The following is a 13,607-nucleotide window of genomic DNA, read 5'->3' as shown; positions in this document are numbered from 1 at the left end:
AGAATTCAAAAAAGGCGGGGCCCCGGTATGGAGTCCCGCCTGTATGTCAGTGTTCGTCGTGGGAGATGTCGTCGCTTTCGCCGTGAGCGTCTTCCCCGTCGTTTTCGCTGTGGGAAGCCTCGTCGCCCATGTAGGGGTTGAAGTAGCCGAACTTCAGGCCCGGGCAATACTTTTTGAGCCTTTTGCGGAAGTTCACGAGTCCCACGGAGGGTCCGAAGGTGATGCCTTCCATGAGTTTCATGTACACTTCCGGATCAATGTTCAGATTGCGCAGCTGAATGAAGCTCACGCCGCAGGTGTTGATGAGTTCCACAAGAGCCTCGATTTCCTCTTCGCAGTCGGTGATGCCCGGGAAGTAGAGCAGGTTCAGCGACACGAACACGCCGCGGCTCGACGCTTCGGTGATGGAGCGGCGCACATCGGCGAAGGAGAAGCTGCGCGGCCGATAGTAGCGCAGATACACCTCGTCGCGGGCGCTGTTCATGCTCACGCGCAGGGAGGTGAGTCCGGCGTCGGCGAGCCTGGCGACTTCGTCGGGCATGGAGGCGTTGGAATTCAGATTGATGGTGCCGTGACCGCCTTCGGCGCGGAACCTCTTCACCACTTCGAGCAGCAGCGGGGCCTCGGTGAGGGGTTCGCCTTCGCAGCCCTGGCCGAAGGAGAAGATGGGATGTTCCTCGTTTTTCATGTGATGGAACATCATTTCAAGGATTTCGTCGGCCGTGGGGGTGAAGGTGAGGCGGTCCTGCGGGGTGGCGCAGATGGTGGAATCCTCATTCTTGTGCGAAATGCAGCCCACGCAGCGGGCGTTGCACACGCGCGAGGTGGGAATGGGCGCTTCGTAGCGGCCGATGGCGAGATTCTTGGCCGCGGGGCAGCCGTATTTCAGCACGCAGTTCTGCATGAGGTGCTGAATGAAGCGGTTGTGCGGATACTTCGCCATGAGTTCCTTTGCCGCCTTGTTGATCTTCTTCTGCGGGATGCCGGTAAAGATCTGGCGCGGGTCTTCATCGACCTTTTTGGCGCACACGTAGAAGCGGTCGCCTATCATGCCCACGGCGGCGTAGGCGAAGAGGGGCAGGGTGGGGGCGTCGTCGTCGGTGACGTACACGGGGTGCCCAGTGAGGGTGTGCGCGGGCGCGATGAAGGCGGCCACGGCGAGTTCTTCGACTTCCACGGTGTCGCCGGTTTCGGGATCAAGACCGGCGGCGTGACGGCCGGGCAGCAGAAAGAGCTCGCTTTCGGGAGGCAGGGGCATGAGTTCGTCGGGGCGCGGCAGCGTCCATTCGTTGCCCTTGCGGCAGAGCATGAGAAGATCGGGATCGTCGTATATCTGGCCTTTGTCGTCGGCCAGGAGCATGCGGGGACGGGGATGAGATGTGGCCATGATGATTCTTTGCGGCGCAGCGGCCTGTGAAATGGTGACGCCGTATCGGCGACGGAAAATCCGGCATCCGGCCGGAACTGGAAATGTTTGCGCGCCCCCGGCGATGGAAGGCGTCCGCGTCTGCCGCTGCCTTGCGGGCGGCGGAAGGCGGGGGCCTGCGCTGTTCGCCTTGCAGGGAAAACGCAGGAGCGCGGCGGGCCTGCAACAGTCCGGTCAACGCTCCGGGCCGGTCGGCATGCCGGAGTTCATCTGCGGGTTCGCCGGGCCGCGGGCCACCACTTTTGCGGAACGCACCGGGCTGATCCGCCGGACCTGTGGAAAGCTGCCGGGTTGCTCCGCAGGCTAACTCGTCGGGCCTGCGGGAGATGCCTGACCGGGGCCTTGCGGAACGCCCGGCTTTGGATTGCCCGCCCGGGGCGCGGATGGCCTGAGTCGGCTTCGGCTCGCTCCGGCGGGAGCGGACGCGCTCCGGCTCAGGTTCGTTCGATTCGGCTTCGGTTCGCCGCACTCGCGGGATGCGCGTTGGCGGGAAGCGGCGTCGAAATCGTCCGGGCGCGGGGCTCAGTTGCCGTGTTCCTCGCCGAGGAAGCGGTTCCAGAGGCGGATGGCGGCTCCCTGCGACACGGCCCACTGCGTCAGCGCGCAGCCGCACGGGCACACGACCCGCCACAGTTCATGGCGTCGGCCGGCGGGCAGGCACGATTCCAGTTTTTGTTCCCGGCTCCCGCAGGTGGAGCAGGGAAGTATGGGCGGCAGGTATTGATCCGGCATGAAGACCTCCTTCTTCCTGCTGAAAAACGGCAACGATTCCGCCGCATTGAGCAGGGTGCGCGGAAACTGGCGGAGAGCATGATAACCTTCTCGCCCCTGTTAAGCAAGGGCGGCGGGCGTCAGACGAGTCCTGCGAACTGCATGGCGAGCATGACGAGCGGCAGCGAGACCAGCGAAAGAATGGTGGTGGCGATGACCGTCATGGACGATTCGGTGGGGCAGGCGTGATAGCGTTCGCCGAGAATGTACACCATGGTTCCGGTGGGCATGCCTGCGGTGAAGGTGCCCACGGCCACGGCGATGGGAGAGCAGCCGGCGACAATCAGCACGAGGCAGGTGAAGAGCGGCTGAAGCAGGAGCTTGGCCGCGCAGATCAGGGCGAGGTTCTTTTTGCTGAAGGATTCGGCGTTGTCGCCGGCGCCGTAGGAACCGGAGAGCTGGGCGGAGAGCACCATGCCCATGCCGAACAGGGCGCAGGGGGAGGCGGTGGAGCCGAGCATCTGGGTGATGTTCAGGATGGCTTTGGGCAGGGGCAGACCGGAAAATCCGACGCACGCGCCGAGAACGGCGGCCACGATCATGGGGTTGTGGATGACTTCGCCGAGGAGTTTCTTTCCGAGGCCGCGGCGGTCGTTGCCGCCGGATGAGGCAAGGATGTCGAGGGTGCCGTCGGCCACGAGGAAGACGCCGGTGTAGAGCAGCGCTCCGAGCATGCCGGCGGTGGCGGCGGGTTCGTTGTCGGGGAAGACCATGAAGATGAAGGGCAGGCCGAAGAAGGCCGCGTTGGGGAACACGGCGGCAAGGGTGCGTATGGTGGTTTCGGGCCTGTGGGAGCGCCAGAAGCCCGAGAAGAAGAGATAGGCGAGCAGATAGCAGACAAAGGAGGCGGCGAGGAAGGACCAGATGAAGGTGGAGGCTTCTCCGCTCATGGGAATGGAGCACATCTGGGTGAAGATGAGGGCGGGCAGACCGATCCAGTACACGAACTGATTGAGGCAGAGCGCCATGGTGGGCGCGAGAATGCGGCGACGTTCGGCAAAGAGGCCGAGCAGCATGATGCCGAAAACGGTGACGAGGGCGGAAAAAATGCCGTTCATGGGAAGCTGATCCTTGAGGCTGGCCGCGGGGCGGCCGGGAAGAGGTTACATGTGGGCGAGGGTTTGCGCGAGGCTGTGTCTGACGGCGCGCAGATGTCGCAGGAACAGAATCACGGCCGCGCCGATGACGATGGCGCAGAAGAGCATGGTGACGGGCGCGCCCACGCCGTCGGCCATGGCTCCGAAGGCGAGCTCGCCGGCGGGTCCGAGACCTGAAGTTAACATGATGTAGATGCTGAGCACGCGACTGCGGCAGTCGTCGGAGCTGGTGATCTGGCAGAGGGTGTTTACGCTGACGTTGGTGGTGGTGATGCCGAAGCCGATGAAGAAGGCGGCGATGAGGGAGAGCCAGAGGGTTTCGGAGAAGCTGAAGACGGCGAGGGCGACGGCGGTGACGGCGGCGGTGCGGGCGAGGGTGCCGGGAATGTGTCTCGGCACGACGTAGATGGACACGATGATGCCGCCGGTGAACGCGCCTGCGCCCACGGCGCCGAAGAGCCATCCGAGGGTTTGCGAGCCGCCGCCGAGCACGACGGTGGAGAACATGGGAAAGAGCACGCTGTAGCACATGCAGAAGATGCTGAACACGAAGAGCAGGCGGAAGATGTGATTGAGGAAATATTCGCTCTGCACGTGTCTGAGGCCCTCGACGATTTCGCCGAACATGTTTTTGCCGGCGTGTGAGCCGACGCGTTCGCGCAGGCGGACGCGGAAGGCGAGCAGGAAGATGAGGGGCAGATAGGTGAAGGAGGAAACGAGGAAGCAGACGCCCTCGCCGAAGAGATAGATGACGAAGCCTGCGAGGGAGGGGCCTACGAGCTTGCTGATGTTGAAGGCCATGGAATTGAGGGCGATGGCGCTTTTGACGGCGGTCTGATCGGTTACCATGAGCGAGACGGACGACTGTCTTGCGGTCATGTCGAAGGAACCGATGACGCCGAGGCAGAGGCTGAGGGCGACGAGCAGCGGATAGTTGACGATGCCCGAGAAGGTGCAGAAGGTGAGAATGGCGGCCTCGATCATGCTGAGGGCCTGGGTGACGATGAGGGCCTTTCGCAGGTCGTGATGTTCCAGAAACGCGCCGGCCACGAGGCCGAGCACGAGAATGGGGGCGAGGCTGACGAATTCGACGATGCTGAGCAGGAACGCGGACTGCGTGAGCCGGAAGACGAGCCAGCTCATGGCGAGGCGCTGCATCCAGAGGCCGAGCATGGATATGGTCTGGCCGATGATGAAGAAGAAAAAAGCTCTGTGCGCGAGGGCGGGGAAGAGCTGATAGATGTTGCGCATAAAGACCTCTTGGACGATGCGGGCATTTAGGAAGCGGGATTTTTTAATTGGGGTGCAAAAAATCTAACGAAATTTGCGCAAAAGGGAAAGATGGGGGGGGCTTCCGGGGCGGTGATGGATGCGGAGGCGGAAGCGGCTCGGACGGAAGAGGGCGGGAGTGGAGTGCCGGGAGCGGCGCGGCTGACCCGGCTGTCGCCCGGGGATAAGGCGTGCGGAACGCGTTCGGCGCGCGGGTTCGGAAGGCGGAGGGATTCGGGAATGCCCCGGGAACCGGGGACTATGCGGAAGGCGCGGCGCGGATTCAGGCACAGGGCGTTTCGGCGGAGGGCGGATGGCGGAGCAGAACGAGTTTTGCGCGGCAATTGAGGTTCGGGTAATTTCGGCGCGAGGGATTGAGCGCAGGGGATTGAGCGAGGGGGGCACGGAAATTTGAGCGCGGGGGATTGACGCAGGATGCAGAAAACCTCGGAGGAGCGGGTCCTCCGAGGTTCGGGGCGCGCCGCGGGGGCGCGTTTTCAAGTAGTTGCGTTGCGGAAAGGGAGCGTCAGCCCCAGATCATGCGTCCGACCAGGGTGCCTGCCCAGGCCACGAGGTAGGCCACGCCGGTGTTGAACGCCATGCTGAAGAACAGCCATCTCCAGCCGCCCGCCTCATTCTTGAGCACCACGAGGGTGACGAAGCAGGGCGAGTAGATGAGCACGAAGAGCATGAGCGCAAGGGCCACGGTCTTGGACCAGCCGGGATCGGCGGCCAGACGGGCGGAAAGGGAATCGGGCTCGTCGGGATCGGTTTCGCCGATGGAGTAGGCCGTGCCCATGGTGGAGAGAATGGCTTCCTTGGCGGCCACGCCGGAAATGAGGGCCACGTCGGTGCGCCAGTCGAAGCCGAGGGGCCGGAACACGGGTTCCACGAGCTGGCCGATGCGGCCGCCCCAGGTGTTGCGCACGGTTTCGGAAGCCAGCGCGTTTTCGGTTTCGGACTTCTGTTCTTCAAGGGACTCTTTCTGCTCTACGGCGTCGGCAAGGGCCCGGCTCATGGCGGAATCGGCGGGCGCGCCTTCAAGCTGCTGCTTCAGCGCGGCGATCTGCTCGTCGAGGGGCGCTATCTGAGCTTCGAGCGCGGCGATTTTTTCTTCAAAGGGCGCTGACTGCTTTTCGCTGAGCGCCGGGAAGGTGAGCGCGGCCCAGAGAATCACGGAGATGGCCAGAATGACGGTTCCCGCCTTTTTGATGTACATCCAGCCGCGTTCCCAGGTGTGGGTAAGAATGCTGCGCAGCGTGGGCAGACGGTAGGGGGGCAGTTCCATGACGAAGGGCGTGGATTCCCCGCGGAACACGGTTTTTCTCAGGAAAAGCGACACCAGCAGCGCCACGGCCCAGCCGCACAGCGTGACGGCAAACATGATGCCCGCCTGATTTTCCGCAAAAAACGCGGCCGTGAGCATGAGAAACACTGGAATTTTCGCGCCGCAGGTCATGAGGGGCAGGGTCATCATGGTGGCCATGCGTTCCTTTTCGCTGCGCATGGTGCGGGTGGCCATCACGCCGGGAATGGCGCAGCCGCCCGCAATGCCGCCTGCAATGATGAAGGGCATCACCGAAGAGCCGTGCAGTCCGAAGGCCCGCATGACGCGGTCGAGCATGTAGGCCATGCGCGCCATGTAGCCGCTGTCTTCAAGGAAAGACACGATGAGAAACATGATGAGAATGAGCGGCACGAAGCTGAGCACGCCGCCCACGCCGCTGATGATGCCGTCCACCACCAGCGACTGCACGAGACCTTCCGGAAGCACGCCGGTCATGAGTTCGCCGAGCCAGCCGAAGAAGTCTTCCACCCAGCCCTGCGGATACGCGCCCACGATGAACGTGGTCCAGAACATGAAATACACCACCGCCAGCATGATGACCGGGCCGAAAATGGTGTTGGTGAGCACTTTGTCGAGCTTGTCGGTGAAGGCAAGGCGGTCTTTGGCGTTGTCCTTGCGAAGCACGCCGTCTTTGAGCACGCTGTTGATGAAGCCGAAGCGGTAGTCGGCAATCACGGCGTCGGGCGTGGTGTCGTGCGTTGAGGAAAGGTGTGCGGCGAGCGCGTCGCGCTGCGCTTCCAGATCGCGGGCGGCGTCGGGGTCGGCCCCGCGTATCTGATCAAGCACCACCTCGTCGTTTTCCAGAATCTTGATCGCGGTCCAGCGCGCGGGATAGCGTTCGACAAGCAGCTTCTTTTCGCTGATGAGAGCGCTCATGCGCTGAAGCGCGGGGTCCACGTCCGGGCCGTAGGCGAGCACGAGCGGCTCGCAGGGCTTCTGCGCTTCTTCCAGCGCCAGCGCGAGCGCCTTGTCGAGGCCATCGCCGGAGCGCGCCACCGTGGGCACGGCCCGCACGCCGAAGCGCGCGGAAAGCTTTTCCAGATCAATGGATATGCCCGCGCGTTTCGCTTCGTCCATCATGTTGCAGGCGAGCACCACGGGCTGACCGAGTTCGCGTATCTGCACGGCGAGCATGAGGCCGCGCTCAAGCGTGGCGGAGTCGATGACGTCGATCACCGCGCGGGGGCGTTCGGCGGCGTTTTCGGGGGCGAGCACGTCGCGCACCACGCGCTCTTCCATGGAATAGGGCGTGAGCGAATACGCGCCCGGCAGATCGACCAGCAGCACTTTTTGCTCGCCGCAGCGGGTCCAGCCTTCCTTCTTCTCCACGGTCACGCCGGGATAGTTGCCCACGTGCTGATGCGCGCCCGTCCAGGCGTTGAAGGCCGTGGTCTTGCCGCAGTTGGGATTGCCCGCCAGCGCAATGCGCACGCCGTTCTTCTTTTCTTCTTCGGTAAGGGCGGATGCGCCGGGAACGCCTTTCTTTTCACACATGGGACAGCTCATTTGACCTCCACGGAAACGAAGTCGGCCTCGCTGTTGCGCAGGGCGATGGTGGAACCTTCAATGCGCAGCGCCACAGGATCGCGCAGGGGAGCCTTGCCCACCACCTGCACGGACATGCCGGGCACGAGTCCCATGTCGCGGATGCGGCGTCCGAGTTCTCCGTGAGCGGTGATCTTGACTATGCTCGCCTTCTGCCCCGGGGCGAGCTGACGGAGATTCATCTGTGACATGGCGTCCTCCTGAATAAAATGAAATTCTTTTTTCAATAAAAGTTCAAAAAAAATGATTGTGGAAATCCGAAATCAAAAAGGCCGTAAATGGAGAGTCCGCCGGAGGGGCGGCTATCTGCCGGAGCGCCTGAGAGTTTTTTCTCATGGCGGATGGAACAGAGATAGTGAAATTGAAAACCATTGTCAACTTAAAATCACAGCAGACGGGGTTCCGGGCGAAAAAACGCTGCGGCAGGGGACAAAGCCGGGAGGCGGAAAAGCGGGGCGGCGAAAATTTCGGGGGGGGAGGAGGCGAAAGAAAAAGAGAGGGGGCGAAGCGGAGGGATGAGACACCGGCGTGGACGGAGGCGGAACGGCGACGGGAGTCGAGAGGGGGAGAGGCCGGGAATGAACCGGCGACGGAGGCACAGGAGGGCAACAATGAAGGGAAAAAGGCGACGAGGGAAAGCCGCACCTTGGGAAGCTTCCCGCTCGCGGGCGGGGATACTATGGGACGCGGATGCGTCGGACAGCCTGCGGGGATCGCGGCCAAAGAGAAACCATCGAAACGAAAGAGGGCGGCGCACGGAACGCAAAGACCTGCGTCAAGGAAAAGCGGATGAAGGAAATCCAGAACATCCACGCGCCGCGGCGCATTCCTTGCCGCACGTTCCTTCCGCGCCCGTCCCCCAAAAAATAAAAGTTTTAGGAAGGGGAATGGGGGCGCGGGGGAAGGGGGACAGCCCTTTTTCAAAAGGGTGTCCCTCTTTCCCCGCAAACTTTACCACCTCTCTTTCTTCCTCTGCCTGTCGGTGGGGGAATGCGCAAAACCGCGGAGCAGTGCGGGAAAACGCCGGAGCTCGGTGGAAGCCGACGAGCGGGGAAATTTCCGAAGCCGAAATTTCGGCGGGCAGAGCAAAAAAATCCTGACCGGGCAGGTACGGGTACGAGAGGGCGGCGCACGGAACGCAAAGACCTGCGTCAAGGGAAAGCGGATGAAGGAAATCCAGAACATCCACGCGCCGCGGCGCATTCCTTGCCGCACGTTCCTTCCGCGCCCGTCCCCCAAAAAATAAAAGTTTTAGGAAGGGGGATGGGGGCGCGGGGGAAGGGGAACAGCCCTTTTTCAAAAGGGTGTCCCCCTTCCCCCGCCATCTCTTCTCTCTCTCCCTCTCCCTACTTTGCTTCCACTTTGGCGAGGGCGTCCATGAGGGCGTCGATGTCGGCGGGGGTGGGGGTGGAGGGGAGGCCGGCGAGCATGCCGAGGCCTTCCATGGCGTCGTGGAAGGATTCGGGGGTCATGCTGGTGACGGCGGCGGTATGGATCATGGCGTTGACGGAGAGCACCTGGAACACGGCGTGGCGCAGGGCGGCGTTGTCGGCGTTGATGTCGAGCACGACGAGGGCGGGCCGGCGCCGGTTCAAGGAGTTGAGGGCGTCGTCCATGTTGCAGGCGAGGCTCAGGACGGCGTCGTGTTTTTCAAACTGCGGCCGGAGGCTCTGCCAGAGTTCGGCGCGGGGCGAGACGACGAGGATATCCATGGTGCAGGGCATCAGTGGGCGTGACCGCCGCCGCAGGTGAATTCAAGGCTGAAGGGCTGGAGCTGTCCGGCGATGTAGGCGTTGACGGCGCTGCCCACGGTGAGCTGATTGCCGGCAAAGAACACCTGCACGCCCACCTGCTGGAAGCCCATGAGCGGACGCATGCCCATGCCGCCCGCGAGCAGCACGTTGACGTTGTGCGAGGCGAGGTGCTGCACGGGAGCGAGGCAGCCGCCCTGCTGATGGGGCACGTTTTCCAGCGTGGAGACGGACTTGATCTTGTTGTCCTCGATTTCCACGATGGTGTAGATGTCGCAATGGCCGAAGTGCATGCCCATCTGGGCGTCGAGGCCGCCGGGCATGGCGGAAGGAACGGCAACAACAGTGCTCATGTAAGACTCCTGAAAACGGTCGTAGAGGCGCCTTTCAGCGGCGCACGTTCAGCTTCTGAAGGGCCGACCACATGTCCTTCAGTCTGTTTCCCACAGGATTGTCGAATTCCGTGAGCGCCTTGCGGGCCACCATGGCCCGCGTGACCACGGGATCGAAGGGGAGGCGTCCGAGAAGGACGTCGCCGCGCTGTTCGCATTCTCTGGCGATGGCGTCGGCCTCTTCCGGATTGAGATCCGCCTTGTTGATGATCACGGCCACCGGCACGCGGAAATGACGGCACAGATCCGCCACGCGCAGAAAGTCGTGACGTCCGGAAGGCGTGGGTTCCACCACGCCCACGGTCAGACTTGCGCCCGACAGCGAGGATATGACAGGGCAGCCCACGCCGGGCGAGCCGTCGCAGAGAATGGTATCGAGGTTCTGTTCGCGGGCGAGGGCGCGGGCTTCGGCCTTGAGCAGGCTCACGAGCTTGCCGGAGTTCTCCTGACCGGGGAAGAGCAGCGCGTGAACCATGGGGCCGAAACGGGTGTCGCTTTTGTACCAGTCGCCGCAGTGGGGCTCTTCCAGATCAATGGCCTCGGCCGGGCACAGGTGCGCACACACGCCGCAGCCTTCGCAGCGCAGCGGATCGACGGCATAGCCGTCCTTGCGCAGGGCAATGGCGTCGAAGGCGCACAGACCGGCGCATTTGCCGCAGGCAAGGCAGGCGTCGCGCCGGATGACGGCCTTGTGGCCGGAGACGAAGGCGTGAGTTTCCCGCGGGCTGGGATCAAGCAGAATATGCAGATCGGGAGCATCGACGTCCAGATCGCATATCACCTTGTTTTCGGCCAGATGCGCAAATGCTGCGCTCACGGTGGTTTTTCCCGTGCCGCCCTTGCCGCTGATGACGACGATTTCACGCATGATGCGCCTCCCGGGCCCGCTTCGCGCCGAATTCGATAAGCGCGTCCCTCAAATGTTCAAAGCGTTTGCGCCAGGCGGGAGAGAGTTCCGCCAGAAGACGACCCGACGCGTACTGTTCGGCGGCTTCGCGTTCAAAGGGAAGCTCGGCAAGCACGGGCACGTCGTGTTCGCGGCAGTAGGCGCGCACGGCTTCGTCGCCCTCGGCGTTGCCTTCCGCCCCGGCACGGTTGATCACCGCCGCCACGGGCAGCTCCATGGGCAGAAACGCCTGATGCGCCAGCTTGAAATCGTGAAAGCCGAACGGCGTGGGATCCGCCACCAGCAGAATCACGTCGGCCTCGCGGGCCACGGTCACGGCCGGACAGCTCACCCCGGGAGGGGAATCGATGAGGGCGTCGGCGGAACATTCGTCGAGCATGGCGGAGAGCCGGCGCAGCTCCTGACGCAGCAGCGGCGGCGTCATGGATTCCCCGATGCGCGTGCGGCCCGCAAGATATCTTACCGAACCGTTCAGCACGTCGCCGCTCTCAAGCACGCCGAGCTCGCGCTTTCCGTGAATGAGCGCGCCCGAAGGACATACGGCAAAGCATCCGCCGCAGCCGTGGCACATGTCGGGAAAAAGAGTGATCCGCCCTGCAAACGACGCAATGGCCTTGTACGTGCAGATGTTCCGGCACTTCTCGCAGTGAATGCACTTTTCCGGATCCATGTTCGGCACGTCGAGGTATGCCGTCGTCGTTTCCGTAATCCGCGGCGGAAGAAAAAGATGCAGATTCGGCGCCTCGGCGTCGGTGTCCACGGCCACGAGCGGCCCGCGCCACACGTCGGCAAGCGAGGCCGTCACGCAGGTCTTTCCCGCGCCGCCCTTGCCGCTGGCAATGACTACCCGCATGATTCCTCCGCTACTTGTTCGAGGCTTCGGCAAAGGGAAGGGAGCCGCTTTCAAAGCGTTCCACCGCCTCGCGCACGCTCACGTTTTCCACGTCCTGACAAATTTTGATGCCCGCCGCCTTCAGCGCTTCAAAGGCCTTTGGCCCCACATAACCGCTGATGACCACGTCCACGCCAGCGCGCGCCATGCGCTCGGCCGTCTCTATGCCCGCGCCCATGCTCATGGTCTGCGAGGCTCCGTTGTCGATGTATTCCACGCTCTTCTCCGGAAGCGTGACAACGACAAATCCGCCGGCCCGGCCGAAACGCGGATCTACCATGTCGTCAAGCGCGGGTCCTTCACTCGAAACTGCAATCTTCTGCATGGTGTGCTCCTTGTGCCCGGAACAGAAATCGGAAGCCACGGCGTACGTGCCGCCTTCAATGCGCAACGCCATCCCCTGCGTGAGCGCCAGCGCTACCGTGCGCCGCGCCGACGCCAGCGTTCGCCCGAACGTGTGACGCGATACCCGCATGTGCTGCGACGCTTCCTGCGCCGTGAGCCCCTCCGCATCCGCCAGACGCAACGCCTCCAGCTCGTCCACGCTCAAACACGCTTCCTGAAGCTCGCGCAGCGGTATCCCGCGCGGCTTGAAATACGTCACCGACGGCGCAGAACTTACATATCGACATTGTCTGGGACGCGGCATCTTCCTTCCTTCCGAACCTGAAAATCAATGTTTATTTTGCACAAATGAGCATAACCAGAAAAATCCCCGCGTCAACCCCTCCCCGCCGTTTTCTGCCGAAATTCTTTAAGACAGGAAAGGCATGCGGGGGAAATAATTCCCCCCGCACCCCCCTGTTTCTGCCTCCCGGCTTCGCCGGTTCGGCAGGACAGGATGAACGGGAAGATTATGCCCGAGGCCAAGGGGGAGGGGGGGAGTGCAGTCGGAAGGCCGTTTTTCGACGCTCTGGGGCCCCGGGCGACGTCAGGAGCACGGCCGACGGCAGGCGCGCAGCCGGAATTCAGTTCCGGCGTTAAGCGCAGCCGCCGTCGTGCAAGCAAGGCAGTTCGTACAGCGTGTCTTGCGCAAACGGGCCTGTGTGTTCTTCGGGAGGCCTGCAAGGTCAGAAATAATTCCCCCCGCACCCCCCTGTTTCTGCCTCCCGGCTTCGCCGGTTCGGCAGGACAGGATGAACGGGAAGATTATGCCCGAGGCCAAGGGGGAGGGGGGGGAGTGCAGTCGGAAGGCCGTTTTTCGACGCTCTGGGGGCCCCGGGCGACGTCAGGAGCACGGCCGACGGCAGGCGCGCAGCCGGAATTCAGTTCCGGCGTTAAGCGCAGCCGCCGTCGTGCAAGCAAGGCAGTTCGTACAGCATGTCTTGCCCAAACGGGCCTGTGTGTTCTTCGGGAGGCGGAAGTTTGGAAAGACTGGGACTGCGAGGGGGGGGGCTTGGCGGACGCTGTTCGGGCTGCGTACTCAGTGCAGGTGTGTCCTCACGGACTCACCTGCGGTGGCCGACTCCTGTCCGGCCTTCGCCGGACAGTCGTGAGTAAGGAAGGGATTTCCAGATTTTTGGGGGATGACACCAAGTGTCACGAAAGTAAACCGAAAAGTGTTCTCTTAACGCTTGGGGAAAAGCAGACAGACGATGTGGAGCCCGATAGGAAGACGACGGAGGAGGCTTCGCCGTTCCCCCAAAAAGCTGCGGGACGGACCCGACAGGGTTCGCCCCGCAAATTATGGGGGTTCGGGGGAGATTATCTCCCCCGATGTCTTTTCTGCCTTTTTGCCTTTTCTGCCTTTCTCTCCTCTGTCTTTCCTGTGTTTTGGTGATTTGTGCAGGGCGGGATTATCCGGGATTTTTGGGGGTGCGATATTGGCTGTCGGGGTGCGAAGCGGCGGCGTTTGGGGCGTGACGGCCGCATTCGGCGAGGCAGGGATGGGGATATCCAATGTCGACAATTTGTGACTTTGAGAAAAAAGTCAGGAAGTGAGGGGAGTTGAGAAATTTTTTATGGGCGGCTGCGGGCGTGGGGGAAAAAGAAGAACAAAAAAAGAATGAGCGGGGTGATTTTCTTTGCGGAGCAGGGGAGCTCGGAGGGCGGGGAGAAACAAAGGAAAAACATGAAAAATGGAGAAAAATTGAGAAAATTTGAGAAAAATGAAAGGCAAGTTGTGGAAGAAAAAGTGGAAAACTTTGTGGAATTTTTTTGTTATCGGAGAAATTTCAAGTGTTATCAAGGGATTAATATAAAAAGCCCA

14 protein-coding genes are annotated in these 13,607 nt (G+C 62.3%); 3 read left to right on the top strand and 11 right to left on the bottom strand.

The window, feature by feature from the left end; translation table 11 throughout:
* Nucleotides 1-46: 46 nt before the first annotated feature.
* A complete protein-coding gene (locus ABGT79_RS02335; RefSeq protein WP_346664835.1) occupies nucleotides 47-1,387 on the bottom strand; it encodes a radical SAM protein in 1,341 nt (446 codons plus the stop codon).
* Between ABGT79_RS02335 and ABGT79_RS02330 the strand changes: the two genes are divergently transcribed.
* On the top strand, nucleotides 1,380-1,733 hold the full coding sequence (locus tag ABGT79_RS02330; RefSeq protein ID WP_346664834.1) for a hypothetical protein: 354 nt from the start codon (nucleotides 1,380-1,382) through the stop codon (nucleotides 1,731-1,733). The two genes, ABGT79_RS02335 and ABGT79_RS02330, sit on opposite strands and share 8 nt — an antisense overlap.
* Before the next feature lie 215 nt (nucleotides 1,734-1,948).
* Here the strand turns inward: ABGT79_RS02330 and ABGT79_RS02325 are convergent, their stop codons facing one another.
* From ABGT79_RS02325 to ABGT79_RS02305, 5 genes are all read right to left on the bottom strand, one after another.
* Nucleotides 1,949-2,158: a serine acetyltransferase gene (locus tag ABGT79_RS02325; RefSeq protein ID WP_294485185.1), complete on the bottom strand. Its 210-nt coding sequence runs from the start codon at nucleotides 2,156-2,158 to the stop codon at nucleotides 1,949-1,951.
* Nucleotides 2,159-2,277: 119 nt separating this feature from the next.
* A complete protein-coding gene (locus ABGT79_RS02320; RefSeq protein WP_346664833.1) occupies nucleotides 2,278-3,255 on the bottom strand; it encodes an AEC family transporter in 978 nt (325 codons plus the stop codon).
* A gap of 45 nt (nucleotides 3,256-3,300) precedes the next feature.
* Entirely contained in the window at nucleotides 3,301-4,545 is a 1,245-nt protein-coding gene (locus tag ABGT79_RS02315) for an MFS transporter (protein WP_346664832.1), read from the bottom strand.
* Between the two features lie 544 nt (nucleotides 4,546-5,089).
* The gene (gene feoB / locus ABGT79_RS02310; RefSeq protein ID WP_346664831.1) at nucleotides 5,090-7,405 is read right to left on the bottom strand and encodes a ferrous iron transport protein B; all 2,316 of its coding nucleotides are present in this window, start codon (nucleotides 7,403-7,405) and stop codon (nucleotides 5,090-5,092) included.
* Nucleotides 7,406-7,413: 8 nt separating this feature from the next.
* On the bottom strand, nucleotides 7,414-7,647 hold the full coding sequence (locus tag ABGT79_RS02305; protein WP_294485178.1) for a FeoA family protein: 234 nt from the start codon (nucleotides 7,645-7,647) through the stop codon (nucleotides 7,414-7,416).
* An 842-nt stretch (nucleotides 7,648-8,489) separates the two neighbouring features.
* Here ABGT79_RS02305 and ABGT79_RS02300 point away from each other — a divergent pair.
* On the top strand, nucleotides 8,490-8,702 hold the full coding sequence (locus ABGT79_RS02300; RefSeq protein ID WP_346664830.1) for a hypothetical protein: 213 nt from the start codon (nucleotides 8,490-8,492) through the stop codon (nucleotides 8,700-8,702).
* Nucleotides 8,703-8,802: 100 nt separating this feature from the next.
* On the opposite strand, the gene ABGT79_RS02295 is transcribed toward ABGT79_RS02300, so the two are convergent.
* From ABGT79_RS02295 to ABGT79_RS02275, 5 genes are read right to left on the bottom strand one after another with little or no spacing between them, the layout of a single operon-like run.
* A complete protein-coding gene (locus ABGT79_RS02295; RefSeq protein ID WP_346664829.1) occupies nucleotides 8,803-9,168 on the bottom strand; it encodes a hypothetical protein in 366 nt (121 codons plus the stop codon).
* Nucleotides 9,169-9,179: 11 nt separating this feature from the next.
* A complete protein-coding gene (locus tag ABGT79_RS02290) occupies nucleotides 9,180-9,560 on the bottom strand; it encodes a NifB/NifX family molybdenum-iron cluster-binding protein (RefSeq protein ID WP_346664828.1) in 381 nt (126 codons plus the stop codon).
* 34 nt (nucleotides 9,561-9,594) lie between these two features.
* Nucleotides 9,595-10,467 (bottom strand): ATP-binding protein, encoded by an 873-nt coding sequence (locus ABGT79_RS02285; RefSeq protein WP_346664827.1) that lies wholly within the window; start codon nucleotides 10,465-10,467, stop codon nucleotides 9,595-9,597.
* Entirely contained in the window at nucleotides 10,460-11,359 is a 900-nt protein-coding gene (locus ABGT79_RS02280; RefSeq protein ID WP_346664826.1) for a 4Fe-4S binding protein, read from the bottom strand. Before ABGT79_RS02280 ends, ABGT79_RS02285 begins: the two co-directional genes overlap by 8 nt.
* A 10-nt stretch (nucleotides 11,360-11,369) precedes the next feature.
* Nucleotides 11,370-12,047 (bottom strand): DUF134 domain-containing protein, encoded by a 678-nt coding sequence (locus ABGT79_RS02275; RefSeq protein ID WP_346664825.1) that lies wholly within the window; start codon nucleotides 12,045-12,047, stop codon nucleotides 11,370-11,372.
* A 1,328-nt stretch (nucleotides 12,048-13,375) separates the two neighbouring features.
* Between ABGT79_RS02275 and ABGT79_RS02270 the strand changes: the two genes are divergently transcribed.
* Nucleotides 13,376-13,501 (top strand): hypothetical protein, encoded by a 126-nt coding sequence (locus tag ABGT79_RS02270; protein WP_346664824.1) that lies wholly within the window; start codon nucleotides 13,376-13,378, stop codon nucleotides 13,499-13,501.
* Nucleotides 13,502-13,607: the final 106 nt, after the last annotated feature.

The organism is uncultured Mailhella sp., from assembly GCF_963931295.1.
In the GTDB taxonomy this organism is placed as follows: Bacteria; Desulfobacterota; Desulfovibrionia; order Desulfovibrionales; family Desulfovibrionaceae; genus Mailhella.
This window is presented reverse-complemented; position numbering and strand designations above follow the sequence as displayed.